Source organism: Bacillus sp. FSL W8-0640 (assembly GCF_038007725.1).
In the GTDB taxonomy this organism is placed as follows: Bacteria; Bacillota; Bacilli; order Bacillales; family Bacillaceae_G; genus Bacillus_A; species Bacillus_A cereus.
In genome coordinates, this window is the sequence record NZ_JBBOXT010000001.1 from 3,135,976 (window position 1) to 3,160,979 (window position 25,004).

Here is a 25,004-nt window from a genome sequence, read left to right on the forward strand (position 1 = left end):
GACCAGTTCTTTCTTATTTCATCAACAACTATTTCTGGATAATCCCAATGAAGCGTACGAGTAGGCTCCCGGACTCGTTTTACTATTCCTTAGGCTGTTTTATTTCTATATTCATTCCAATATTTTGGCTCAGTCGCTCTTAAAAGAACAATAGAAAAAGGATCTGATATGAATATCAGATCCTTAACTTTAATTTCTTAATACATACATCTTTTTACACGATAACTGGTTCATACGTGCTCAAATTATCATACTCAGTTTTTACAATACTAGGCGGAAGGTTAACACATCCTCAGATTCACCTTTTCTTGTAGCAGTGCATAATGTTTAATAAAATTAAAGCATATTTTTACTTACCAGACTTAATTTTTTCGTTATATTCTTCTAAAGTTAACCCTTTTTCTTTTAGATAAACAGCAACTTCTTTCCCTACATAACGATAGTGCCATGGCTCATACTTAATGCCAGTAATATTCTCTTTATCTTTTGGATAGCGGAGAGTAAATCCATATTCTGCAGCGTTCTTATCTAACCATTTGAATGCATCGGTAGTTTCAAATTTTGCATTTAAATCTTCTACAGTATTCTGCCATTCAACTGAAATAATGTCTAACGCTAATCCAGTATGATGTTCACTTGCACCAGGATACTGAAGATATTCCAATGCCTTAGCACTAGCCTCTTTATCCGACAAGCCTTGAGATTTATAGCTTTTAACTGAAGCATCATAATAAGTTTGTTGTAATTTTATAGCTCGATAACCTGATCTTAAATAAAGATTGATTCCCTCTTTTTTTGCAGCTGCTACCATATCCTGATAGGAAGTTGCAATTCTACTATCTATTTTCATATTTGGCTTCGCATTTTGGGTGATACTTGTTAATTCAATTCCTAGTTCCTTTGATAACATATGCTCTCTATTTACAAGGATAATTCTCCAATCATTAACATCAGAGATAGGTAAAACATCTTTTTTCTTCGCATGTATTTCATTTTTATTTTTATCGTTATGATTAGTAGTTGCCTGAGATGTTTGCTTTCCACTACAAGCAGCAAGACTCCATCCCATTGCTAATACCAATGCTAAAATTATAAATTTTTTAATTGTATCTCATTCCCTTTTTGTTTATTAGTCTTTATACCAATTTCCCAACACGTCTCTAGGAATCTCCTTGAAATCCTTCAAAGAAACGGGACCGACAAATTTTTTAATTCCATGTTTTTTAGAATTTTCATCCGAATAATCTTTTAAAAATTGAATTTTAAATTGTTTCTTACCATCGGCATAGTCGGTTACTGTCGGTACGATTGCCGCTTGTCGTATACCAAAAGTTTTATCTTCATACTTAACAAATTGTACATAAGATAATCCTCCAACTAATGTTTCTAATTTTTCTTGCGCAGAAATAAGATTTCCAAGAGAATAATAGATTAGCGTTTCATGTCCATCTTTATTTTGTTTCCACTCAATTGGTTGAATTACATGTGGATGATTTCCAATTACTACATCTACACCTAAATCTGTTAAATATTGAGCAACTTCTTTTTGTTGCTTTGAAGGTGTTGAGGTATATTCTACTCCCCAATGCACCATAACAATCACCATATCAGAGCTACTCTTTGCCTTTTCCACATCATTTTGTATCGCTTTTTTATCAATTAAATTTAAAGCCCAAGACTTATCAGCTGGAATTTTAATTCCATTCGTACCATATGTATAATTTAGTAACGCAAAACGAATACCATTTTTTGTAATCGTTTTTATTTCATTACGCTCGTTTTTACTCTCATTAATACCTACCGGGATAACATCCGGATATTTCTTCCAGTATTCTCTTGTATTCGCAACACCTTTAATACCCATATCCATAGCGTGATTTGTCGCTTGCGTCACTATATTGAATCCAGTGTCCACTAAAGATTGGCCTACTTCTTCAGGTGTATTGAAAGTCGGATATCCCTGTACTTTTAAATTATTTCCGGCAATCGGAGTCTCCTGGTTCACTATAGCAAGATCACTTGATTTAACAGCTTTTTTGATATTTTCATAAATATAATTATAATCATATGAACCGTCTTTTTGTTTGCCATCTTTAATTACTGCGTCATGATATAAATTATCACCCGTAGCTATTAAATTCACAACCGATTGTACTTTTTTATCTTCCGTAAAATTAGGAGACTGTTGGATAGGACTTTTCTCTACCCAATTCGGTGCTTTTAATGATGTATCTATATTGGATTCAGCCGGTGGTAATGAAGCTTTAGACGTCTTAACATCTGTATTACCACAAGCGGTTAAAAGCACTAAAAAAATAAGACATACTAAAAAAAACTTTTTACTTCTCTGTAAAGTATCTAACATGTGATCCTCTTTTCTGTTTTATTCCTTATAACCAGTTCTAACAAATCATTCTTTAAAACAACGTATTTTGGTTTTACCCTTAATTATGGAAGGACACTCTGTTACACCTGCTTCGGAATATACTAATAATTGTTTTCCGCTTTCTAGCAATCTATCGATTCCATCAGAAGTGATAGGTTACTAGAAAAAGATGATCCATCAGGATGTCGACTAGTTTGATATACCTATTCCAATTGCAATAACTCGTTTAATATTTAAACAAGATAGGAGAATCGTTCATATAGCCTCTTCTCTCGCTTTATGTTTAAAGTGCCTCCAAAAAAGGGATCGTTGCTGTACCCCTTTACATAGTGCGAAATTTTTGTAACTAATTTCTTTCATTCAAGCGACAAACATTATACCGATAACAATAAGTAAGACCCAAGAACTTATTTTACCAATATACGAAAAAAGTAGCAATCTTTTGTCCCATATAAAGAAGCCCATTAGGAGAAATGAACGAGAGATTCATTCTATTCAATTCCTGCATTGATTAATAAAAAAACAAGCCACCCAACTATTGGATGGCTCTATACTATAAAGAGAATTTGTTATTGGATTACTTCAATTTCCCTTCAAAAACAATCTTCCTACCGCACGGTTCAACTACTGTTTTGCCGTCTTTTTTTACTTCATGAAAGATTGGCTCTTCCATACGACGAGACGGAGCGTAGCCTTCTTGTTCCATACGTGCTAAGCAGTCTGTAATTGTTTCATTTTCAAGTACTTCAAATTTCTTTTTATTAGGTTGTTTTGTCATGCCCTAACCTACTTTCTATTTTTCTTGATGCAAATTGATTTTTCATGTAGACCATATATAACATTGCGAGAATTCCCATTATAATCATAACCGCAATAAAAAAGCTTGTATACTGTATTTTTTCTATAAATACGCCGCCTAATACAGGTCCCATAATACTTCCTAAACTAAAAGCGATTCCGGATAATATATTACCTGCCGGTAGTAAATGTCTCGGTAATAAATCAGTCATAAATCCAAGCCCTAAAGAGAAGCACGATCCAATAACCATACCCGCTAAAAGCATGCAGGCAAAGATGATCCAGTAATATTGATCAAATACGGCGGCAAGTAGAAAAATGCCCGTACTTATGCTAAACGTCCACGTTAATATACGGGCCCTTCCGTATTTATCACTCAATATACCGAGCGGAATTTGTGTAATAATACCCCCAACTGCAAATGCTGGTAATAAGAAGGATACATCTGAAACAGACCACCCTTTACGAAGTGCGTATACTGGTAAGTTACTGTTTAGCATTGCTTCAAGTACGCCATATGCAAGTGGTCCTAGCAGTGCAATCCATCCTAATCCAACAACTTGTTTATAACGAGAAAATGATGATTCACTCTTCGCTTCTCTTTCATCTTGCGCTGGGAATGCATTTTTTGTTGGAAGTAGTAAAAGCCAACCTATTAGACAAAGTATAGTAGATATAATAAATGGCGTTGCAAGACCGTACTGCACAGTGCTTGCTAAATACGGGCCAACGGCAAAACCAATTCCGAAGAATACACCGTATATCGATACTTGTCTCCCTATTTTACTTGGGTCTGATGTTGTCGTGATCCACGTTTGTGTTCCGACATGAAGCATATGATCTCCGACTCCAACTAGAAATCTAAGGATAAACCATACCCAAAACGAAAATGTTTGTGTAAAAAAGAATAATGAAATAATAACGAGAAACCCACCTATAACAATAATCGGCTTCATTCCAAACCTTTGCATCGGTTTTTCAAGAAACGGCGAAATGACTAATATCCCAATGTACAATGCCGTCGCATGAATACCATTAATACTTGAACTAACCCCTTCTTGTTCAAAAATCATTGCAATGGCAGGTAAGAGCATTCCTTGTGATAAACCCGAGATTGCTACAATCCCAACCATAATCCAAAAAGTAAAACGCATTGACATCCCTTTCCCTCTCCTTCTCACGCTTCCACTTTTCATTATAAACTGTTTCTGCAAATGCGTGTACGAATATTCGCAATAAAAAACAAGCTAAAAGAATGAATCTTTTAGCTTGTTACCTTATCCTTCCCAAACTTGTGCTTTCACATTGTTATGAAATTGCTTAAAGTATGGATGTTTATAAAAAGCAGTTTCATATAAGTATTGCTGTGCGTTAGCGATTGGTGGCTGCGGATATTGCATTTGTAAAGGAACTACAGCTGGCGAAACTTGCATATACAGCGGTTTTATCATCATTTTTGTATATGCGTAATGATTATATGGCGAATAAGCGATGAAAAATGGTTGATGCATTGATAATCTCCCCTTTAACATACAAATGTTATAGTATATGCAATACTGTTCATTTCGGGGATTATTTCTGTTCTAACCAATTCTCTACATGTTTTATAAATACATCTAAACAATCAATAAACGGCGAGTGTCCGCAATCTTCTAATACCTTCAACTCTGCATTTGGCAAATGTTTCGCTAATTCCTCACCGACTACTTGCGGAACGACATAATCTCTATCGCCTTGTATGACGAGTGTTGGCGCTTTAATACGATGAATTTGTTTACTTCCCTCTACAACCCCATTATGTTCATCTGAAATATTAAATGTAATGAGCGCATAATTCACATCTACGAAATTACGTTGCGTTAACATATCATCTAAATACTTTTCATAACGGTCCGGTTCAGGTTGATTATGTGTATATATTAATAGATTCCATACTGTACGGTAATATAGTTTGTTCATATTTTTTATCGCGTCTAATACTGGAGCAATTTGTACTGGATCTTGCGCAATTTCTTCTTTCGTCTTTACTAAACTTGATACAATTGGCTGCCCATTCGTATCTTTTTTAAAGATTGGGTAACCTTTCATTCCTACTGATTCTACTAAAATTAACTTTTCTACAAATGTTGGGTGATTCGCTGTAAATTGCATCGCAACGCCACCGCCCATTGACCAGCCCATTAATGAGAATTTCTCTAGTTTTAACTCGTCGATAAATAATTTTACATCGTCTGCAAAGTCTTGTAATGAATCTATCGATTGATTATACGTTGATTGTCCAAACCCTCTTAAATCAAGAGCGTAAATATGGTATTGATCTTGCAACTTTTCAATAACTAAATCCCAATGTTGTGACGATGTCATGTTCCCGTGAATGAGTACAAGAATATCTGTATTTCGCCTTCCAACTTCCTGATATGCAATCGTTTCTCCGTTCGATAGTGAAACAAACTCCATTGTTGCAGGCTTAATCATCACAAGTTCCCCCACTCTATTTAATAGAAAGAAAATTCTTTACTTAATTAAAGAATAGCACGCAGAATGTACGTTCGCAACATAAAAGCTATAAGAATTTTTTACATAAATCAACATGTCTATTACTAGACAATTATTATAAAAAAGTATATAGTTAGCTAGGTAACTAATTTGAAAGGATCAAAATACATGGACGAAAAACAACATTTTTTTCACATCGTCAGCCAGACTTCTCGAAAGTTTACGAAGAAATTTAATGAACGTGTATCTCCAACAGGGTTATTTAGTGCGCAATGGGCTGTTATTTTCCGCATTAATCAAACTGGTTCTTGTACGCAAACAGAATTGTGCCAGTATTTAAATGTTGAATCACCAACGATGACTCGTACGTTAACACGTATGGAAACGATGGGATGGATTATTCGTACAGAAGGTAAAGATCGCCGTGAGAAGCTCATTTCTTTATCCGAAACAGCGATAAAGATGATTCCAATATGGCAAGAAGAAGTTGATACTTTCGAAGAAAAAACGCTAGAAGGTATTAACGAAGATGATTTACATCAAGCATTTCAAGTGTTACAACAAATTATTAAAAATTTAGATTAAATTGGAGGGATGACGATGCAAAGTGAGAAACTTTGGACGAAGGATTTCCTCGGAACTTGTTTTAGTAGTCTATTTCTCTTCTTAACATTTTACATGCTTATGACTACTCTGCCTGTCTATGTAATAGACGGCCTAAAAGGAAAACCTGAGGAAATTGGTTTAGTTGCAACTGTGTTTCTTATTTCTTCTGTTTTATGTAGACCATTCACAGGAAAATGGCTCGATGATTTAGGAAGAAAGAAAATATTATTTATTTCACTTTCATTATTTTTAGCCGCTACTGTTATGTATTTCGGTGCGCAAAGTTTATTCTTATTACTTGCCCTTCGCTTCTTACACGGTATTGGGTTCGGGATGGCAACGACAGCTACTGGTACGATCGTAACTGATGTTGCGCCAGCTCATCGACGAGGCGAAGCACTTGCATATTTCGGCGTATTTATGAGTCTGCCGATGGTAATTGGTCCTTTTTTAGGTTTAACAATTATTTCTCATTTTTCGTTTACTGTGTTATTTATCGTTTGTTCCGTATTTTCATTACTTGCATTTTTATTAGGACTACTTGTAGATATTCCACACGAAGCACCTGTTAGCAAACAAAAACGTGAAAAAATGAAATGGAAAGACTTAATCGAACCATCTTCTATTCCAATTGCACTTACAGGATTTGTTTTAGCCTTTTCTTATAGTGGTATTTTATCCTTTATTCCTATTTATGCGAAAGAACTCGGTTTAAGTGAAATTGCAAGTTACTTCTTTATTTTATACGCACTTGTTGTTGTCATTTCTCGTCCATTTACAGGAAAGATTTTTGATCGCTTCGGTGAAAATGTACTCGTTTACCCTGCTATCATTATTTTCACAATCGGAATGTTCATATTAAGCCAAGCACAAACTTCATTTTGGTTCCTTGGCGCAGGTATGCTAATCGGTTTAGGTTACGGAACATTAATTCCGAGTTTCCAAACGATTGCGATTTCTGCCGCTCCAAACCATAGACGTGGTTCTGCGACAGCTACGTATTTCTCATTCTTTGATAGTGGTATTGGCTTTGGTTCTTTCATTTTAGGTATTGTCGCAGCGAAATCCAGTTATCATAATATGTATTTTATCGCAGCTATTATCGTTGCGTTCACTTTACTTTTATATTATGGATTACACGGACGAAAACAAAAATTCAAGAAACAACCTACAGACGGAAAAATTTCCGCTTAACGTTAATAAGGAAAGTAAACTTCCCCGTTTACTTTCCTTATTTTGTATTTCTTTCAAGACGAGCGTATACTTATAGTAGAAATAAAAAGGAGGGCCATATATGAAACTAAAAAAATCTCCCCTACTCTTACTTATACTAACATTCATATTTGTAATTACAGGGCTTGGGTTTACTTACTTCAAACAAAATAAAACGACCCCATCAAAACATAATGTGACAAAAGAAAACTGGTTAAATGACCCTTACTTACGTTGGTCATATACCCATATGAAAGAATTCACTTTAGTTAATAACGTAAAAAACAATCCTGACCAAATTGCTCACTTCCCTTCCGCGTTGCAAAACTTAGACGATTTTGCTGTGGAGCGTAGATTCGGAAATACAACTCCTCTAAAAAAACTTTTAGACGATAACAAAACAGATGCTTTTGTCGTTGTACATAATGGACAACTTGTTTACGAACGATATTTCAATGGGTATAAACAGAATGAACCTCATGGTATGGCATCATTAGCAAAAGTCTTTACCGGGGCAATTATACAATCTCTCGCTGAAGAAAAACGTATTGACTTAGAAAAAACAGCTGACACTTACATAAAAGAATTAAAAAACACACCGTTCGGTAATGCCACACTTCAGCAATTAATGGACATGCAAGTGTCAGCAGAATACCCGACCCACGGGTATGAGCAGCCTGGGCTAGAAAATCAAGATGCACAATTATATTTAGCTAGCAATATTTTACCCCGCGGCAAAAACTACGACGGTCCGATGAAAATTTATGATATGTTACGAGAAGCCGAAGAAACTGCACCGCCTGGTTCTTCCTTTTCTTACAATAACGGATCAACAGAAACGCTCGCTTGGATTATTAGAACTATTACTGGTAAATCACTAGCTGAAAATGTAAGTGAACGAATTTGGTCTCAAATTGGTATGGAAGAAAACGCGTATTACGTTACAGATGAAACAAAAGTAGAACAAGCTAGTGCTGGATTAAATGCAACTGCTAGAGATATGGCGAGATTCGGGCAATTACTATTAAACAACGGGGAATATAATGGAAAACAAATTCTCCCTTCTTCTATTACTGAAGATATAAAAAATGTCCAAGAAGGTGAACTTGCAATTGGCCCTGGAGCTTCCATTTCTTATCATAATCAATGGTGGATTCCGCACAATGAACAAGGTGCTTTTGAAGTGTTAGGTAGTTACGGACAAACACTTTACATCGATCCGAAAGCAAATATGGTAATCGTTCATTTCTCTTCTAACGCAACGCCAAGTAATGAAATACATTCGGTTTATTCAAATATGTATATTGATATTGCACATTATTTAGAAAAGCTTCCACAGTAGTGGAAGCTTTTTCTTATTTCGGTGTTTTATTTGAATCCATTATATTATTCCAGGTTTAAAAGCATTCGTAAATCTACTATCCTCATCATAGTTATTCATAATTAAACTTTTTATTAACAATCCAATAAAAAGTTACGAAGAGTGTCAATAAAATCCAAATAATCGTTAGTAACACATTGGCTATTGTGTTTGAATTTACTAATCACGTAATGAATGTTTCCATCATAAAAGAGTTTGATTATTTTTGTGACCTCTCGTCCATTAAAGCGCTCATTTGCTACAGTTTAATTTTCATTATGCTGTTTTGCCGAGTCCAATGCTTTTTTTAGTTCGTCCGGTTTTTGAGTACCTATTACAACTGAATTATATATCAACTTTAACTCTATGCCTTTCTTTCCATTCATGTTATAGACTTTTTCACCCTTAAAATTAAAACGAATTCCCCATCCTCCAAATCTTTTTAACGGACTGTAAGTAATACTTTCATAGTGACGTATATCTTTGAGGAGATACTCCCTATATTGAAAATGAAAAGGTACAAAACGAACATAAAGACCTTTTCCACGAACCTCAATGATTAGCTTCAATACCCCAAGCATTAATATAGGAGAAGCAATCCCAAAAACTAACCACAAGACAATTAATGCACCATTAGAAGCTGGTTTATCTCCAAACGGAATATCAAAGATAATTTGTTGAATAAATCCATACCACATCAGTATGGCGATCCCTAATATGAGTATCCATATCCAAATTTGTTGTGGCCGCTGAACCTCACGAAAGATAACTTGTTCTTGTTGTTTCATTAGCAATTCCACCTCCTAAATGGCTTATTTATTTGATTTCAACACATTTTATTCAACAATCTGGACTGATTGCTAAACAACAAAAAAATTGTACAAAAATTCCGTTCTGGGGTTGGTATAAGATTTTAACTTGATAGGCATGGAGATACTACCATTACTTCAACAATTCGAGTATTCAAAATTTAAATTAAATCTGAATTAACTAAAGCCGACAGCAATTGGATAATATTCATACTCTGACTGGCTGTCGGCTTTAATTTTAAAGTTTAATTAAAAAAATTTTTCTTATTATTTTTGATATAGTTAACGACAATTACAAAATAAGTAACAGCTATGAGATTAATTATACTTAATATTAGACCTGATGGATTGGACCAAGGAAGTACAAAAAGCCAAAATACTACCAAAATCGAACTCATTACATATAACCATTTGAATTGATCTGTCATTTTTAATTCCCCCCTTTTCCCTTCTTTGATGATTTTATCTTTCAAGAAATCATCTCCTTTAATTAATTCGTCAATGCTAATATTGAATAAATCACTTAATGTAATAAGTGTTTCAATATTCGGATAGCCTTTTTCAAGCTCCCATTTAGAAATTGATTGTCTGCTTATGTTTAATTTAAGAGCTAGTTCTTCTTGTGATAAGTTATGCTTTAAACGTTCTTCTTTTAGCTTTTTATAAAATTCCATGATTTTCAACTCCTATAATTTTATTTTTACTATAGATTATAAAAATTCATAAGAATAGAGAAGTAGAATGATGTAACCTAAGAGTAGCAAATGTTTGAAACCGGTGGTTGCATTATACTTCGATGCAAATGAAATAACATTTTTATATATAAGGACAACCATTGTAAATTTCAGAATTTTCTATATATTTAAAGGTTATCTCCCAAACAACCTCGAATAATTGTACTACATATACATAAGGAGGGTGATCTATTTTGTTTCGTTCCTTTACAAATGGTTGCGTCGCCTTAGTGCAACGCTTCTTGCCAGAACCGTTTATTTTATCATGTTTACTAACTGTTTTTGTTATCTTCTTTGGTATGTTTGCGACTCACCAAACCCCTGTAGAAATGATTAATCACTGGGGTAATGGAATTTGGGGACTCCTCGCCTTTTCTATGCAAATGGCACTTGTACTCGTGACTGGATCTGCTTTAGCAAATGCTCCTCTTATTAAAAAGGGATTAACGAAAGCTGCCAGACTACCAAAAACGAATGGACAAGGCATTATTGCCATTTCAATTGTAAGTTTACTTGGTGCATACATAAACTGGGGCTTTGGAATTGTTGTATCTGTTTTATACGCAAAAGAAGTGGCAAGGCAGCTGGACGGATTAGATTATAGACTAGCAATCGCCTCTTCTTACTCTGGGTTTCTCATTTGGCATGCCGGTCTTTCTGCCTCTATCCCTCTTACGTTAGCAACAGGCGGTGAAACGTTAATTAAAACGACTGCTGGAAGTATTAAAGAGGCGATTCCAATAACAGAAACGTTATTCTCACCATACGCTCTCGTTCCAGTTATTATTTTTCTCGTTACGATGCCTCTCATTAATAAAGCGATGCATCCAGATGAAAAACATACGATTACAGTAGATCCTAGCGTGTTCCATGAAGAAGCTGCTGCTCAAGAAGTAGAAAAAAATACGTTCGCTGAAAAGATGGAAAATAGCATTATTATTACACTTTGCGTTGGATTGTTAGGTCTCATTTATATTTTCAATTACTTTTATACGAAAGGTTTTAACCTTACTCTCGATATCGTGATTTTTATGTTATTAATTGCAGGTCTTATTTTCCACCGTACTCCGATTCAGTATATTCGCGCTTTTTCAGACTCTACGAAAAGTGCTTCTGGCATTTTACTTCAATTTCCGTTTTACGCAGGAATTATGGGCATGATGATTGGAGCAAATAGTGAAGGACTTTCACTTGGAGGAGCTATTTCTAATTTCTTTATTAGCATTTCAAATGAAACGACTTTTCCGCTCTTTACATTTTTAAGTGCTGGCATTGTTAACATTTTCGTTCCATCTGGCGGCGGTCAATGGGCTGTGCAAGCACCAATTATGATTCCAGCTGGCGCTGAACTTGGTGTACCTGCTGCAAAAACAGCAATGGCAATTGCATGGGGCGATGCTTGGACGAATTTAATTCAACCTTTCTGGGCATTACCAGCATTAGCGATAGCTGGTTTAGGTGCTCGTGACATTATGGGATTTTGTGTTGTGAACTTACTATATGCGGGTTTTATCATTAGTCTATGTTTCTTATTTATTTAAACAAAAAGCTAGTTTTATACTAGCTTTTTTACATAATAAATCACTTATTTCCCATGCGATTTATAATCTTCTTCCACTCTACCTCCGTAAGATGTAATGACTCAAATGCAAAAAAATCTTCACACACTTTTTCAATTAAATGTGGATTTTCCCTCAAAAAATTCCACTGTAATACTTTAGGAAGAAAATGCATTTCATATTCTTTACTTCCCTGTACTACCTCATCTACTTCTCTTTCACAAATTCCTCTTATCAAGTAGTCATTTCTTAACTCTATTTGAATTTGCTGAAATGTTTTACTACATTTTTTCAATTGAAGTAAACACGTAACATACTTCCGAAAAAGTTCGCCATCATACTGAACACAGTTTATAATACGGTCGACTTCATTCATAATGTACGAGCCTTTTCTTCTATTTGTAATAACCATTTTTCACGCTTTGATACTTTACTCGTTTTCACAGATTGAAACACTGAACGTTTTATATCGCGAATGCCACAAAAACGTAAAACACCTCTCTTCATCATAATCCAATCTGCTGATCGATATAATAGTGCGACGTACCATAGGGGCGAGTCTAACTTATTAATAACCCATGCTTTTTTCCCTTGCAATAATCCTTTCGGCAGAGCCCCTTCATATTTATAAGCAAATCCAGCTACGAAAATACGATCGATAAATCCTTTTAAAATCGCTGGCATCCCCCACCACCATATTGGATAGATGAATAAAAGTGTATCTACTTCTTCTACTAACGTTCTGTACCGAGCTGTTTCTTCTTCATTTACTAAATCACGTCTTTTCTTCTCTTCATTAAATACGAGGACTGGATCAAATTGTTCTTTGTATAAATCAAGCAGCGTAACTGAATGATTTGTTTCCGGTAGTCCTTTTTGCACATGATTTAAAATCGCCGCGTTAAAACTTGAAGGATTAGGATGAGCGTATACAATTAGTACGTTCACTACATAACAACTCCCTCTATACGTTAAAGTTTCCCCTTCTTTAATAACTTCTCTACAATTTGTACGTTTTTCGAACTTTGCAATAATCGATTCAATAATATAAGTAATTCTTCTTTTTCTAAATCTTTCAGTTTCTCTTTAACTGCACTCTCACCAGCACCTTGCATATCATAAACAACTGCCGCCATATGCTTACAAAGATTCTCATATGGACATTCGCAGCTACTTTCTGAAAAATCTTCGAGATCGATAACTACTTCATAATTTCCGGCATTTCCAGTAACGAAAGCAAACACTTTTTTATCATGTATTTCAACATCTTCTACATGTCCATCTTCATAATATTCATATCCCTTATCTACAATGTACTTTGGGATCCATTTCGTTATATCTTTTAATAAGTAAGCGTACATAATTGTACCCCTTCCTTTAATTCCCTTTTGACTTCAAAAATCCTGTATGTTATTCTAATAACTGTCAAATAGCAAGTCTATATGACAAAACGACTGACACCTATTCGGCGAAGGTGTCTCTTTTCATTTGCAGCCGATATGAATTGCCTCTTTCAGGCACATTCAATTTTTGACACTACACACTCAACACCATTCCCTGTATCAGGCTGCTTTAGCAGTCTTTTACTCTACATACTCCGTTATTTTAAGAAAAAAAGAGAGCTTAGCTCCCTTTTCTCGCCTTATACAATACCCCTTTTTCAGCATAGAGATATTCATCAGCTAATGTAATTTTCCCATCCAGTTTTAGTTCGTCTAATAATCTTGATAAATAAAATTGATGCAACATCTTTTTCGTGAATTTTCCTTCATGATGCGAAACGATATGTTCTTGAATATCTAACAATGATATCGGCTTATCTTGCTCTATCATATATTCATAAACTGTACTACGCAGTTTTACGTATTTTTCGAGTGTCACAGTAATGCGCAACCCCTTTCTTCTTAATATAAATTTTCGTAATCGGTTTTTTTGCAATAAAAAAACCTCTCCGATAAGAAGAAGTTACGTATATATCTTCGTCTTATCTCCCAGAACAAATATGTTCTGCTGGAATTAGCACCTGCATCGCGGTTGCTGGGTTTCATCGGGCCAGTCCCTCCACCTCTCTGGATAAGAAAATATTCACTTAATTCTTACTATACGTAATTCCACTTTAATTGTCAAATAAATATAACAAATTATATTTTCTTCCTTACTGTTCATACTACCCATATACGAACACGCAAGGAGGATTATGAAATGCATCAAAATGCTCGCGGATATGTACAAGATTCTTTTCAATCATTACAAGAAGCTAAAAATTGTTTAGAAGAAGCGCTCGAAACAGTTGAAAAAGATTTTAATCGCGCTCGTATTGAACAATCACTTTATGCTGTTGAACAAGCTATTCAACGTTGCGAGTACACCGTTCACATTTTAGAAAAAGATTAAAAACTTCCCATCAATTGATGGGAAGTTTTTTCAAATGGCATACTTCATAATTATTGCCGTTATGATTAAAAAATATACAGAATTAGCAATTTCTAAAATTCCTACTTTTATAATAGAAATTTTTTTGCCATACAACACAATTGCTCGAATGACACTTGGTATAAAAATAAGAGAACACCACGGATTAATCGCAAATACAATTATCGTTAATACGATATGATATCCCCAAGATATAAGACGATACTTCGGGTTATTTTTTTCACGAATCATCGTTTTCACATAGAACGTACTACCTAAAAAGTATAAAAATGAAATAAGTGCAATGAATATAGCTGTATGATCGATTTGCTTCATTGAAAAGTAATAACTAATTAACCCACCGATACAAAACACAATAATCGCACAAATATCATTTAATAGTGCTCTTTCATTTTTTTGACGAGCGTAATACATATTCACTATAAATAATGGAATCATTACTATTACGAATAAAAGAATTCGCCACTCATATAATAAAGAAATCATCCCAAATAGGAACGCAATAATGAAATAAACAATGGCAGCTTGTAAAAACTCTTTTTTTCGTCTTTGCTTTATGTACGTAAGAAATGGATACGTGGCTAAATAGATAAAAAACCACGCTAAAAACAATGGAATATGATAAATAGTAGGTTTCCCAAGTATGACACTTAATAAAAAAGGAATAACAAGCATAGCCCATGCACCATGTTGCTTCGGAATAACTAACTTCATTAACTATACACCTCCCTTTTGAAAGAAGTTCTCACCTACCATTATACAAATAATTTTATATAATAACGGATGTATATTAAATCGATTTTTTGACAAAAAAATGCTCCTTACAATATGTAAGAAGCATGAAAGAGGCAAACGAATATGTAAGTCGCGACCCTACCTTATATGAGTATGCTTTTCTATGTCACGTTATGCTCATCTAATATACCGTATTTCTTTTTAAATCTTGTAAGAATCGTAATCCATGAAGTACTAAATAGTAATAAGAAAATAACATTCGAAATCGCATGGCTCAAATCAAAGTAAAAACTTGCGATATAATACGAAATGACAGTTTCCCACGTTGCTTCTCGTATAAAACCGAGAAGGCCCCAGAAATTCATAATCCAGCCAAATAAAAAGCCAACAATTACTCCGTAAAGAAGTCTTCCCCATAGCTTTTTCATAAAAAATGTATTACGAAGTAGACCTGCTATAAAACCAATCATGCCCCACGAAAACATTTGCCACGGTGTCCACGGACCTTGTCCTAAAAAAATATTAGATACAATTGCTGCTGTAGCACCAATCATAAAACCAGTTTCACTTCCAAATACAATTGCAGAAACGATAATGACAAAAGAAGTTGGTTGTACACTTGGTAAAATAGAAAATGGCACCCGGCTTACTGCTGCAATTGCCGCTAATACAGCAACGAGAACAATTTCACGTGAAACAAACGCCTTTCTTTCAAAACGGATATAGAAAGGTAACATAATAACCGCTAATATAAACAAACTACTTAACATGTAATAACCGTCCATGACAAGTGTCGTAAAGAGTAATGTGCCGATTATTACTGCAAAGATACATATTATGAATGCAACATATCGTTTGGACAAGCTTCGTACACATCCTCCCACGTTAATGCATATGGCAATTCTTTTCGAATGAATCGGTTAATAGATGTTGTATAAAAGAAGTTGCCGCTAAAAAATTCTTTCGGTGCATCATTCATAATGACTGTTCCATCAAATAGCATCATACATTGATCAACGTATTTCGCTGCAAACTCAATATCATGCGTTGCCATTACAATTGTTGTACCTTCTTTTTGTAGCTTCCTAAATAGCTCTCCTACTCTTTCTTTCTTCCATGGATCTAATCCCTTTGTCGGTTCATCAAGTAATAATAAAGTCGGCTTTGATAATAACGTTGTACATAATGCAAGAAGTTGTTGCTCTCCCCCGCTACAATCATGCGGATGGCGTTCTTTAAGCGAGTACAACCAAACCTGTTTTAGCGTATCTTCTGCTATTTCTTTTCCTTGTTCTCCGTATAATTCACGCGCACGTTCATAAACCTCGTCCCATACTGTATCAAATGTAAAATGGTAATACGGATGCTGCGATACATACCCAATACTTTTAAAACGTTCTTTCGAATCAATTTTATGTATTACTTTTCCGTTCCACTTTACTTTCCCTCTTCTCGCTTTTTGTAATCCTGCTAAAATCGTTAACAGTGTAGACTTACCTGTACCATTCTTCCCAACGAGTGCTACCCATTTTCCTTTTTCAATCGAAACTGATAAATCACGTAAAATAAGCGGACTATTTTTTTCATATTGGAACGAAATATGCTCTGCGCTTAAAATTACCTCTTGCTTTTCACTTTGTGCTATTGGCTCATTTACATATGATATCGCTGCAAAATCATTCATTTTCATTTGCGCCTCTCGCACTGTAAACGGAATATCTCTCACATTCCACTCTAAAAATAGCCTTGGAATTTGCGGAATAAATGGACGGAATGTTTCTACTCCCCACATATCCGTAATAACAATTTTAGGACTACCATCATACATAATACGGCCATTATCCATACAAACAACGCGTGTTGCAAGCGGGATAACTTCATCTAAACGATGTTCACTTAAAATAATCGTAATTCCAAGTTCTTCATTAATCCGTTTTAATAATCCTAAAAACTCTTTTGCAGCGATTGGATCTAACTGCGCTGTCGGTTCATCTAATAATAGCAATTTCGGCTGCATAACTAATACCGCAGCTAAATTAACAAGTTGCTTTTGCCCACCAGATAACGTGTGAACAGATTGATGCAATAAATCTTGAAATCCTAAAAAGCTAATAAGCTCTGCTATTCTTTTTTGAATAATATGTGATGGTAATCCGATATTTTCTAAAGAAAATGCTAATTCTTGAATCACTGTATCCATAACGATCTGGTTTACTGGGTTTTGAAATACCATCCCAATTTCTTGGGCAGATAACAAATCAGCTACTTCCTCTATTAAAACACCCTCATAAAATATCTCTCCAGAACGCGTACCAATTGGAAGTAACTCCTTTTTAAAATGTTTTAATAACGTCGTCTTCCCAGATCCCGATCCTCCAGCAAGTGCAATAAACTCACCTTTTTGAACAGAAAGAGAAATATGCTGTAACGCTTTTTCATTTTCATCAGCATATACAAATGATAAATTGTTTATTTCTGCATGCGCCACCATATCCATTCTCTCCCTTCCATTATGATTGGTAAACTAATAAACATCGTAAATACGACAAACATCATCCCATCGTATTGCTGAAATAGAATCGATTCGACTTTCGGATAAATAATCAATTTCCCCCCGCCATAATTACTACATATAATAGCAGCTATAAATAAAATGATTAAATAACTGAGCGTATACCAATCGCGCCTTTCCATTCTATAGCGAATATACGTCGTACGCTTCGTTACACCAAATCCACGAGCTTGCATAGAATCTGCCGTTTGCAGTGCATCTTCTAATGAACAAATTAATAATACTTGCAGCAATTGCATACCATTTTTGACGCGTTCAATTATCGAACCTGAATCTACCTGCACACCTTTCGTCTTTTGAACGAGTGTGATTTTCTTTAATCGCCTCATAAACAAAGGAACAAATCTCACTGTAATCATCGTTAACAATGCAACTTTCGGTGAAATTCTTGAAAACAAATATAAAAATTTATGACTGGAAATAATATCATTGTATGACGCAAACGTAAACATAACTGCAACTAGTAATAACCCCATTACTATTCCAAACATAATCGCCTCAAGCTTAATACGGCTATCACCTAACCAAAATAACGTAGTTCGACCTCTATGCGTTAATAACGAATTAAATAAAATTACCATAAAAAAGAAAACAATTGTGCTCGGTAGCATCTTTCTTATCTTTTCGCTATTTCCTTGCATCACATTTAACATAATAATTAATACTATTGCTCCAATTAAAAAAAGAGGATGAAGACACATCATACATAGTATCATCACCCCGATATAATAGAAAAAATTCACAAAAGGATGTAAAGAAGAAAAACTTATTTTCATAGCCCTTTACCGAATGCCTTTCTTATTGTAATACGTATACCCACTCAATTGTATCTCCTGGTTTTACCGTAGCTACACCAGCACTATGGTTTGGAAAAGCACCGTTCACACGATATTTCCATCCACTAGTATCCGCAATATCTTTTTCATATAAATCATTAATACCTTTTACATAAATACTATCTCTAGATCCGCTTGCATCAACATCTAATCCTGTACGTTGTAATACTTTATACACAGTATCGCCATCTTGTACATCCATCTTTTTCGCACCCATTATATATCCGTTATTTCCTTTTACCGAGATTGTTACTTGTTTTGCTTGCGGTTTCGGTACTGGTACTGGATCTGGTTTTGGTGGTTCAGGTTTTGGTACTGCCGGAGTCGGTATCGTTTTCTCCTCTTTATTCGGATCAACTTTTTGCTCCTGCTTCGGTGTTTCTTTCGGCTGATTCACAACCTTTGCTTCTTCTTTTACTTCTGGTGCTTTCGGTTGTTGTTTCTCTTCTTGTACTTGTTGCTGCTCTGGTTGCTTATTTACAGCAGGTTGCTCTTTCGGTTGTTCCTGTTGTTTCTCTTCTTTCTTTACCTCTGATTGTGCCTGCGGCTTTTCCTCTTTCGGCTTCTCTTCTACTTTTTGTTCTTGTTTCTCTTTCTGCTCTTCTTGCTGCTTTTGCTCTGATTCAGCTTGCTTTTCTTCTGTTTTTTCTTCCGGCTTCGCTTCATCTTTTTGTTCTTCTTGTTTCGCTACCTCTTCTTGCTTCGGTTCTACCTTCTTCTCAGGCTTTACAGCTGCCTCTTCACATCCGGCAAGTAGCCCGAGCGAAAGCAGTAAAGAAATGAACCATTTCACCTTACTCATCCTATCTCTCACCTTTCATACGAAAATTAGGAGCAAATATTTGCTCCTAATTTTTTGTTAAGCTGCTTTACGTCTCCATAATACATATGCAGAAGCAATACATAATACACCCATACCTACTTCTGTTGCTGCACTATGAGAAGATGCTCCTGTTTTTGGTAGACTGTTACCGTTTCCGATTTTTTTATTCTTAACCGGTTCGTTATCTACAACTACTTTTAGATTTTCATCTTTTGTTTCTTGTTGTACTTGGTCTTGTTCTTTCGGTTCTTCAGTAACTTCTTTTTCTACTACATTATTTTCTGGTTCAACGACCTTTTCTGGCTCTTCAATCGGTTTTGGCTTAATTACATCACCAGCGTCTACATTAGACCAATCATAAATAGATTTTCCCATTTCCTTAAATTGAAGTAATGCTAAAAGAGCCTGTTCTGTAGCCATTCCGTTACCATTTTGATCACTTGGTAACCATTTAAATTCACCATTTGAAAGTTGATATGATAATAGGTTTTGCATTGCCTTATGAAGACGATTTTGATCTACATCTTTAACAAGCGATAATCCAATAATTGCTTGCGCAGTACTATTTGAATTTTCTTGTCCATCAGCTGAAAAACCGCCATTTTGCAGCTGTTCGTTATATAAATACGCAACAGCTTTTTGTATAGCTGGTTTCACATCTGATCGCTCTTGATAAGGAGCTAATGCTGATAAAACCATACCTGTTACATCAACGCTACTAGCACTATCTTTACTACCTGAACTATTATAAGTCCATCCACCGTCTGTATGCTGATTATTTAACAGTGCTTCCACTAGAGCAACTCTATTCCATTTTGATTCAACTGGAATCTCATACTTTTTCGTATCAAATGCAAGTAAAGCAAATGCATAACCTGTAACAGAATTCACTTTATCTGACTCATACAATTTTTGAACTAAATTATGTCCACCTACATTTTTAGGGTCTGCACTCATTGCATTCATCATAATAATTGTTCTAGCTAAATCTGTCGCTGAAAAACGGTTAATACGCTTTTCTACTTTTTCAGTTACTGACTTAACATAATTTAATTTTGCCTCAATTGGCACATTCTTTCCAGAACGAGAAAGCGCTACAGCTACCCAGTCACTTTCAATTCCATCTTGTAACATCTTATCTGATGTTTTAGAAATGGCTTCGTTTAATTGTGCACTTGGATCTTGAATGTTCTCTTGCTTTGGTTGTTCTGGTTTTTTATCATCTTGACCTTCTGGTTTTGGATCAACTGTCGGTTTACCATTTTCACCTTCCGGTTTTGGATCGACTGTCGGTTTACCATTTTCATCTTCCGGTTTTGGATCGACTGTCGGTTTACCATTTTCACCTTCTGGTTCTGGTTCTTCTGTTTTGCCACCGTTAGGTTCTTCTGTTTTACACGTCCCGAACTTATCTAACGTTTCTTTCAATGTTTCCTGGCTTATATTGCTCCAGTCTGAAACAAAGCGAAAGACAACAACATCTCCAGATTTTAATTTATAACTATCTGCTCCGACTTCTGCAGACTTATCATTTACATCATACAGCCAAGCACTTGTAGCCCCGGCCATTAAACCATCGATGCCTTTTACATATGTTCCAAACGACATCGTTTCAGATTCTACCTTGTCCCCCATGACCTTTTGCAGCAAACTTAAAGCTGTTTCCCCATCTTTAATTTGCTCTTCTTTCGGACATAACATAATGCCTTTTTGTGATTCCCCAATAATTGCAAGTTTTGCTGTATTTTCTTCAGCAAACGTAATATGTACTGTATTCGCAAAAGAAACAAATACAAGTGTCACTGCCATTAACGACGTAAGCAGCCACTTTTTCAACATTGCCATCCCAAAATTTCCTCCCTTACTACCATTTACACAAAAAAAGGCCCTTCAAGGGCGTGCGATTGACACTCTCTTTTTGTAAGTGTCGAACAAAAATGTACAACACCTCCTACCCGCATTATTCGCGGCTATATTTGTATAGGAAAAATAATTTTGTTTATGAACGTATCATTGTGATAACATTCACTTTTCTTGGCACAACTTACTTCCATTTAAGTTATCGTAAAACGATAAACCTATACATTCTGTAAATTTTAAATTTCTGTATTATTTTACTATTGACAAAGAATTTTGTCCATGCTTTATCGGATTTATTTTCTAAGAATAATAACTTATTAACTCTTAACTATGTAAACTCTTTTCACTAATAATGACGCCATCTTCATCCGCATAAACATATTCATTTGGATTCCAATCCACTTGTCCAAAATGCAATGAAATATTTCGTTCTCCTTTTCCTTCTTTCACACTTCTATTTGGCATTGTCCCTAACGCTAAAATACCAATATTAATATTCTTTAGTTCACTAGAATCACGAACATACCCATTCACAATAATTCCTGCTAGCTTTCTTTCTTCCGCAATAGCTGCCAAATTATCACCAAGTAAAGCACAATTCCTAGACGCTCCGCCATCAACAACTAATACTGTTCCTTCTGGTAATGTTTGCAATCCTTCCTTCACTAGTACATTATCATCTTTCACTTTTACAGTTGCAATTTTCCCGTGGAATTGTTCTTTCTTCCCAAAAGACCGAAAAGACTGGCGACATATTTGTAATTCCTTTTCAAACTCATCACATAGATCTGTAGTTTTCCACATCTTGTTCCCTCTTTTCCTTTTTCTTTCTACATAACATATTCTTGGCTTATTATCGTTTCCCTGTCTAATATTGCAATAATTTGTATGTACGGGAAAAGGATACAAAAACTATTGCCTTAAGAAGCTACCTTTATTATAATCTATTTCACGGATTGAATTCAGAATATTAAAATTAATAAAGTGAAGAAGGAGGAATTTTATGCAAATACAAACTGAGGCAAAAAAACAACCTAGTAAACAAAAGTTTAAAATGCCTGATGCGTACGTACTACTATTTTTTATTGCCTTACTTTGCGCCATTGCTACGTATTTCGTTCCTGCTGGAGAATTTAAAAGAGTTACAAACGGGACCGTTACAACGACAATACCAGGTAGCTATCATTCTGTTCCGCAATCACCTGTAGGATTTGTTTCTTTTTTTACCGCTATTGAAAAAGGAATGACACTTGCTGCTCCGATCATCTTTTTAATTTTATTTACAGGCGGTGCCATTGCCATTCTTGAAAAAACAGGTGCTCTTGACGGTTTAATCTATCATGTTATAAACAAATTTCGTAATCAGCAATTACTTTTCATTTGTATCGTTGCCGCACTTTTTTCTATTCTCGGAACGACTGGCATTATCGTTAATTCAGTTATCGGTTTTATCCCCATCGGTATCATCGTTGCACGCACATTAAAATGGGACGCTATTGTTGGTGTAGCAATTATTTATTTAGGCACTTATGCTGGTTTTAACGCTACTATTTTATCCCCCTCACCTTTAGGCATTTCACAAAAGATCGCAGAACTTCCGATGTTTTCGGGAATTGGTTTACGCACAGCTATCTATATATCTTTTTTACTTGCCACTATCCTTTATATTAATTGGTATGTAAAGCGCTTGAAAAAATTGAATAAAGGAAGCATTCTTGGCGACAACTGGTTTCCAAGTAACGCTCTTTCAAGCGAAAAGGAAGCAGAGAAAAAAGAAGTTCCTTGGACGATACGTCATAAATTAATTTTACTCGTTTCAGCTTTATCATTAATTGCATTTTTAATAGGCGCTTTTCGTCTACATTGGACGGACGCAGAAATGACCGCTACTTTTATTTTCATAGCAATTACAGCCGGAATAATAGGTGGCATGAAAGCAAACGATATCGCTTCTACTTTTCTAAATGGCTGCCAAAACCTTATCTATGGTGCTTTAATTGTCGGAATGGCTCGCTGTATTTCAGTCATTTTAGAACAAGGCAAATTACTTGATACTATCGTTAACCAGCTCGCACAGTCTCTTGAAGGACAAAGCCCTGTATTTGGTGTTATCGGTATGTACGTAAGTAGTGCCGCATTACATTTCCTTATTTCATCCGGAACAGGAGAATCGGTTATTTTTATTCCGATATTAGCTCCATTAGCTGATTTCATGCACATTACACGCCAAGTTACAGTACAGGCTGTTATGCTCGGCGAGGGTGTAGTAAACTGCCTTAATCCAACTTCCGGTGTTTTAATGGGCGTTCTCGCAGCGAGCGGCATTTCTTATGGAAAATGGATTCGTTTCATGGCTCCACTTGCACTCATTTGGTTTATCATTGGACTTGTTTTTCTTATTGTTGGGGTGAATATTGAGTGGGGACCTTACTAAATACTTAACTAGATAAATAAGTACTATCGTTCCATATAAATATCTATTCTATTTCCCTCACTAGTCCTATAAAAATCATTTATTCTAGTAAAAATATAAGAAGGGATTGATCATAATGATCAATCCCTTTTATCAAAATATAATACCTTTAAAAATCTTAGTTCCAGATTTTATTTACCCATTCTGGATGATCAATAAAAGGATTGCGGTTATGTTGATATTTTGTAAAAATCACTTCATTACGCTTTCGCTCTAAATCATCGACCGGGTCTTGTTCATTCCATTTTAATAAGACAGATAGTTTCCCCATGTATGGATCTTTATTGTTATTCACTTTTTCATTTAGTTCTAAATCTATTTCGCCGTTGTCTCCCTCGTAACGAACAGCCATATAAAACAGCATTCTAGCAATATCTCCTTTTACACTATCACGAGGTTCCCAGGAATCACTATCATATTTACACTCTGTCGCTTCAGAATGATTCACACCACCATTATCAAAATCTAGATTTCCACGTGAACTATTTACAGATACATCCGTCGCTCTTAAATGATGTAGATCTGTTCCAGGTCCTGCAGTCGTTCCAAAGTCACCGTGAGATTTTGCCCAAACATGCTCTCGGTTCCAGTTATTTACTCCTGATCCATTCGTAAGTTTCCCTTGCGAACGACCAGTATATAAGAGTATCACATTATTTTTATTATTTGGGTCCTCATCAGTATCTCTTAGCGCTTCCCAAACCGCACTGTATGATAGCTTTGTATGATTATCAATAATATTATGCAGTTCCTTCTTTAATTCTAAACCCGTTTTTCCTATTGCGTTATTATAATATGTATCGTCATAATTTTTCACAATACTCTCTTGTGCTGATGCAGGAGCTACTTCACCGTGTATAGTATCTGTGAATGATAGCGATGCAGAACCTAAAATAAAAAATGAAGATAGTGTAACCATAGCAAGCTTTGTATTTCGAAACTTCATATACCCATTTCCCCTTTAAAATATAATTTGAAGCTATTCACTAAAAAATGCTTTCTAACTCCCGAAACCTTTTAGAAACCCCTACCCCTTTTCTGTTTATTTAATACAAGACTCTATCCAGTCTGTATCACTTCTAAACTTTTTATTTATTCACATTCCAAACAATTTCACTTTTTACAAGGAATATCCTTCTCTTATAAAGATTATTAACATATTCTTTACAACTAAAAAGTAGTTTAATATTAACTTATAAATTTTAATTTATTTATGCAATAATGCATATTTAATAAATACTTAAAAAAATAGTTTGAATAAAATGCATTCAAAGAAAACCGTGCAACAAAACAGATACAGTCTAAGACAGAA

26 protein-coding genes and 1 riboswitch are annotated in these 25,004 nt (G+C 35.1%); of the genes, 6 read left to right on the top strand and 20 right to left on the bottom strand.

Annotated features, from left to right (window positions below):
* Nucleotides 1–349 precede the first annotated feature (349 nt).
* The 6 genes from N2V80_RS16200 to phaZ form a co-directional block, all read right to left on the bottom strand.
* The gene (locus tag N2V80_RS16200) at nt 350–1,081 is read right to left on the bottom strand and encodes a M15 family metallopeptidase (RefSeq protein ID WP_080450875.1); all 732 of its coding nucleotides are present in this window, start codon (nt 1,079–1,081) and stop codon (nt 350–352) included.
* A 48-nt stretch (nt 1,082–1,129) separates the two neighbouring features.
* A complete protein-coding gene (locus tag N2V80_RS16205; protein ID WP_000887606.1) occupies nt 1,130–2,365 on the bottom strand; it encodes a CapA family protein in 1,236 nt (411 codons plus the stop codon).
* A gap of 598 nt (nt 2,366–2,963) precedes the next feature.
* A complete protein-coding gene (locus tag N2V80_RS16210; protein ID WP_000166303.1) occupies nt 2,964–3,164 on the bottom strand; it encodes an NETI motif-containing protein in 201 nt (66 codons plus the stop codon).
* Nucleotides 3,148–4,344, bottom strand: a complete 1,197-nt coding sequence (locus N2V80_RS16215; RefSeq protein ID WP_061654926.1) for an MFS transporter — start codon at nt 4,342–4,344, stop codon at nt 3,148–3,150. Before N2V80_RS16215 ends, N2V80_RS16210 begins: the two co-directional genes overlap by 17 nt.
* A 117-nt stretch (nt 4,345–4,461) precedes the next feature.
* Nucleotides 4,462–4,695 carry a hypothetical protein gene (locus tag N2V80_RS16220; RefSeq protein WP_000554159.1) on the bottom strand — a complete coding sequence of 78 codons (234 nt, stop codon included), beginning with the start codon at nt 4,693–4,695 and terminating at the stop codon, nt 4,462–4,464.
* Between the two features lie 61 nt (nt 4,696–4,756).
* On the bottom strand, nt 4,757–5,659 hold the full coding sequence (phaZ, locus tag N2V80_RS16225; RefSeq protein WP_000594878.1) for an intracellular short-chain-length polyhydroxyalkanoate depolymerase: 903 nt from the start codon (nt 5,657–5,659) through the stop codon (nt 4,757–4,759).
* Nucleotides 5,660–5,848: 189 nt separating this feature from the next.
* On the opposite strand from phaZ, the gene N2V80_RS16230 reads away from it, so the two are divergent.
* From N2V80_RS16230 to N2V80_RS16240, 3 genes are all read left to right on the top strand, one after another.
* Nucleotides 5,849–6,265 (top strand): MarR family winged helix-turn-helix transcriptional regulator, encoded by a 417-nt coding sequence (locus N2V80_RS16230; protein ID WP_000343675.1) that lies wholly within the window; start codon nt 5,849–5,851, stop codon nt 6,263–6,265.
* 15 nt (nt 6,266–6,280) lie between these two features.
* A complete protein-coding gene (locus N2V80_RS16235; RefSeq protein ID WP_001190318.1) occupies nt 6,281–7,480 on the top strand; it encodes an MFS transporter in 1,200 nt (399 codons plus the stop codon).
* A gap of 100 nt (nt 7,481–7,580) precedes the next feature.
* On the top strand, nt 7,581–8,840 hold the full coding sequence (locus tag N2V80_RS16240) for a serine hydrolase domain-containing protein (protein WP_000768751.1): 1,260 nt from the start codon (nt 7,581–7,583) through the stop codon (nt 8,838–8,840).
* Between the two features lie 284 nt (nt 8,841–9,124).
* Here the strand turns inward: N2V80_RS16240 and N2V80_RS16245 are convergent, their stop codons facing one another.
* Both N2V80_RS16245 and N2V80_RS16250 read right to left on the bottom strand, forming a co-directional pair.
* A complete protein-coding gene (locus N2V80_RS16245) occupies nt 9,125–9,646 on the bottom strand; it encodes a DUF6141 family protein (protein WP_061654927.1) in 522 nt (173 codons plus the stop codon).
* 266 nt (nt 9,647–9,912) lie between these two features.
* Nucleotides 9,913–10,341: a helix-turn-helix domain-containing protein gene (locus N2V80_RS16250; protein ID WP_053512606.1), complete on the bottom strand. Its 429-nt coding sequence runs from the start codon at nt 10,339–10,341 to the stop codon at nt 9,913–9,915.
* A gap of 254 nt (nt 10,342–10,595) precedes the next feature.
* Between N2V80_RS16250 and N2V80_RS16255 the strand changes: the two genes are divergently transcribed.
* Nucleotides 10,596–11,942: a short-chain fatty acid transporter gene (locus tag N2V80_RS16255; RefSeq protein WP_000490013.1), complete on the top strand. Its 1,347-nt coding sequence runs from the start codon at nt 10,596–10,598 to the stop codon at nt 11,940–11,942.
* 40 nt (nt 11,943–11,982) lie between these two features.
* Here N2V80_RS16255 and N2V80_RS16260 read toward each other — a convergent pair whose 3' ends face one another.
* The 4 genes from N2V80_RS16260 to N2V80_RS16275 form a co-directional block, all read right to left on the bottom strand.
* Nucleotides 11,983–12,336 (bottom strand): hypothetical protein, encoded by a 354-nt coding sequence (locus N2V80_RS16260; protein WP_061654928.1) that lies wholly within the window; start codon nt 12,334–12,336, stop codon nt 11,983–11,985.
* Nucleotides 12,333–12,908 (bottom strand): NAD(P)H-dependent oxidoreductase, encoded by a 576-nt coding sequence (locus N2V80_RS16265; protein ID WP_061654929.1) that lies wholly within the window; start codon nt 12,906–12,908, stop codon nt 12,333–12,335. Before N2V80_RS16265 ends, N2V80_RS16260 begins: the two co-directional genes overlap by 4 nt.
* Nucleotides 12,909–12,931: 23 nt before the next feature.
* On the bottom strand, nt 12,932–13,321 hold the full coding sequence (locus N2V80_RS16270) for an SWIM zinc finger family protein (protein ID WP_000271524.1): 390 nt from the start codon (nt 13,319–13,321) through the stop codon (nt 12,932–12,934).
* A 262-nt stretch (nt 13,322–13,583) separates the two neighbouring features.
* Nucleotides 13,584–13,841, bottom strand: a complete 258-nt coding sequence (locus N2V80_RS16275; protein ID WP_000171476.1) for a hypothetical protein — start codon at nt 13,839–13,841, stop codon at nt 13,584–13,586.
* Nucleotides 13,842–13,941: 100 nt separating this feature from the next.
* A riboswitch (SAM riboswitch) is annotated at nt 13,942–14,040 on the bottom strand.
* A gap of 122 nt (nt 14,041–14,162) precedes the next feature.
* Between N2V80_RS16275 and N2V80_RS16280 the strand changes: the two genes are divergently transcribed.
* Nucleotides 14,163–14,354, top strand: coding sequence for a hypothetical protein (locus N2V80_RS16280; protein ID WP_000554032.1), 192 nt, complete (start codon nt 14,163–14,165; stop codon nt 14,352–14,354).
* A 30-nt stretch (nt 14,355–14,384) separates the two neighbouring features.
* Here N2V80_RS16280 and N2V80_RS16285 read toward each other — a convergent pair whose 3' ends face one another.
* The 7 genes from N2V80_RS16285 to rraA form a co-directional block, all read right to left on the bottom strand.
* On the bottom strand, nt 14,385–15,107 hold the full coding sequence (locus N2V80_RS16285) for a YwiC-like family protein (protein ID WP_061654930.1): 723 nt from the start codon (nt 15,105–15,107) through the stop codon (nt 14,385–14,387).
* A gap of 182 nt (nt 15,108–15,289) precedes the next feature.
* The gene (locus tag N2V80_RS16290; RefSeq protein ID WP_000044901.1) at nt 15,290–15,991 is read right to left on the bottom strand and encodes an ECF transporter S component; all 702 of its coding nucleotides are present in this window, start codon (nt 15,989–15,991) and stop codon (nt 15,290–15,292) included.
* Nucleotides 15,964–17,625, bottom strand: a complete 1,662-nt coding sequence (locus tag N2V80_RS16295) for an ABC transporter ATP-binding protein (RefSeq protein ID WP_061654931.1) — start codon at nt 17,623–17,625, stop codon at nt 15,964–15,966. The genes N2V80_RS16290 and N2V80_RS16295 overlap by 28 nt, the downstream gene beginning before the upstream one ends.
* Nucleotides 17,598–18,476: an energy-coupling factor transporter transmembrane component T gene (locus tag N2V80_RS16300; protein WP_061654932.1), complete on the bottom strand. Its 879-nt coding sequence runs from the start codon at nt 18,474–18,476 to the stop codon at nt 17,598–17,600. The genes N2V80_RS16295 and N2V80_RS16300 overlap by 28 nt, the downstream gene beginning before the upstream one ends.
* A gap of 22 nt (nt 18,477–18,498) precedes the next feature.
* On the bottom strand, nt 18,499–19,338 hold the full coding sequence (locus N2V80_RS16305) for a DUF4430 domain-containing protein (RefSeq protein WP_000048895.1): 840 nt from the start codon (nt 19,336–19,338) through the stop codon (nt 18,499–18,501).
* Between the two features lie 57 nt (nt 19,339–19,395).
* Nucleotides 19,396–21,204 (bottom strand): DUF4430 domain-containing protein, encoded by a 1,809-nt coding sequence (locus N2V80_RS16310; protein WP_061654933.1) that lies wholly within the window; start codon nt 21,202–21,204, stop codon nt 19,396–19,398.
* 339 nt (nt 21,205–21,543) lie between these two features.
* Complete coding sequence (rraA, locus tag N2V80_RS16315) at nt 21,544–22,023, bottom strand: ribonuclease E activity regulator RraA (RefSeq protein WP_000266033.1); 480 nt, start codon at nt 22,021–22,023, stop codon at nt 21,544–21,546.
* Nucleotides 22,024–22,222: 199 nt separating this feature from the next.
* Here rraA and N2V80_RS16320 point away from each other — a divergent pair, with 199 nt between their 5' ends.
* A complete protein-coding gene (locus tag N2V80_RS16320) occupies nt 22,223–23,653 on the top strand; it encodes a YfcC family protein (RefSeq protein ID WP_001166970.1) in 1,431 nt (476 codons plus the stop codon).
* 157 nt (nt 23,654–23,810) lie between these two features.
* Here the strand turns inward: N2V80_RS16320 and N2V80_RS16325 are convergent, their stop codons facing one another.
* Entirely contained in the window at nt 23,811–24,638 is an 828-nt protein-coding gene (locus tag N2V80_RS16325; protein WP_061654934.1) for an endonuclease I family protein, read from the bottom strand.
* Nucleotides 24,639–25,004 lie beyond the last annotated feature (366 nt).

What these genes read in the sequence shown, in the direction of transcription:
- N2V80_RS16205 (WP_000887606.1), bottom strand. Translation starts at nt 2,365, where the DNA reads ATGTTAGATACTTTACAGAGAAGTAAAAAGTTTTTTTTAGTATGTCTT.
- N2V80_RS16210 (WP_000166303.1), bottom strand. Translation starts at nt 3,164, where the DNA reads ATGACAAAACAACCTAATAAAAAGAAATTTGAAGTACTTGAAAATGAA.
- N2V80_RS16215 (WP_061654926.1), bottom strand. Translation starts at nt 4,344, where the DNA reads ATGTCAATGCGTTTTACTTTTTGGATTATGGTTGGGATTGTAGCAATC.
- N2V80_RS16220 (WP_000554159.1), bottom strand. Translation starts at nt 4,695, where the DNA reads ATGCATCAACCATTTTTCATCGCTTATTCGCCATATAATCATTACGCA.
- phaZ (WP_000594878.1), bottom strand. Translation starts at nt 5,659, where the DNA reads ATGATTAAGCCTGCAACAATGGAGTTTGTTTCACTATCGAACGGAGAA.
- N2V80_RS16230 (WP_000343675.1), top strand. Translation starts at nt 5,849, where the DNA reads ATGGACGAAAAACAACATTTTTTTCACATCGTCAGCCAGACTTCTCGA.
- N2V80_RS16235 (WP_001190318.1), top strand. Translation starts at nt 6,281, where the DNA reads ATGCAAAGTGAGAAACTTTGGACGAAGGATTTCCTCGGAACTTGTTTT.
- N2V80_RS16240 (WP_000768751.1), top strand. Translation starts at nt 7,581, where the DNA reads ATGAAACTAAAAAAATCTCCCCTACTCTTACTTATACTAACATTCATA.
- N2V80_RS16245 (WP_061654927.1), bottom strand. Translation starts at nt 9,646, where the DNA reads ATGAAACAACAAGAACAAGTTATCTTTCGTGAGGTTCAGCGGCCACAA.
- N2V80_RS16250 (WP_053512606.1), bottom strand. Translation starts at nt 10,341, where the DNA reads ATGGAATTTTATAAAAAGCTAAAAGAAGAACGTTTAAAGCATAACTTA.
- N2V80_RS16260 (WP_061654928.1), bottom strand. Translation starts at nt 12,336, where the DNA reads ATGAATGAAGTCGACCGTATTATAAACTGTGTTCAGTATGATGGCGAA.
- N2V80_RS16270 (WP_000271524.1), bottom strand. Translation starts at nt 13,321, where the DNA reads ATGTACGCTTACTTATTAAAAGATATAACGAAATGGATCCCAAAGTAC.
- N2V80_RS16280 (WP_000554032.1), top strand. Translation starts at nt 14,163, where the DNA reads ATGCATCAAAATGCTCGCGGATATGTACAAGATTCTTTTCAATCATTA.
- N2V80_RS16285 (WP_061654930.1), bottom strand. Translation starts at nt 15,107, where the DNA reads ATGAAGTTAGTTATTCCGAAGCAACATGGTGCATGGGCTATGCTTGTT.
- N2V80_RS16295 (WP_061654931.1), bottom strand. Translation starts at nt 17,625, where the DNA reads ATGGATATGGTGGCGCATGCAGAAATAAACAATTTATCATTTGTATAT.
- N2V80_RS16300 (WP_061654932.1), bottom strand. Translation starts at nt 18,476, where the DNA reads ATGAAAATAAGTTTTTCTTCTTTACATCCTTTTGTGAATTTTTTCTAT.
- N2V80_RS16305 (WP_000048895.1), bottom strand. Translation starts at nt 19,338, where the DNA reads ATGAGTAAGGTGAAATGGTTCATTTCTTTACTGCTTTCGCTCGGGCTA.
- N2V80_RS16310 (WP_061654933.1), bottom strand. Translation starts at nt 21,204, where the DNA reads ATGGCAATGTTGAAAAAGTGGCTGCTTACGTCGTTAATGGCAGTGACA.
- rraA (WP_000266033.1), bottom strand. Translation starts at nt 22,023, where the DNA reads ATGTGGAAAACTACAGATCTATGTGATGAGTTTGAAAAGGAATTACAA.
- N2V80_RS16320 (WP_001166970.1), top strand. Translation starts at nt 22,223, where the DNA reads ATGCAAATACAAACTGAGGCAAAAAAACAACCTAGTAAACAAAAGTTT.
- N2V80_RS16325 (WP_061654934.1), bottom strand. Translation starts at nt 24,638, where the DNA reads ATGAAGTTTCGAAATACAAAGCTTGCTATGGTTACACTATCTTCATTT.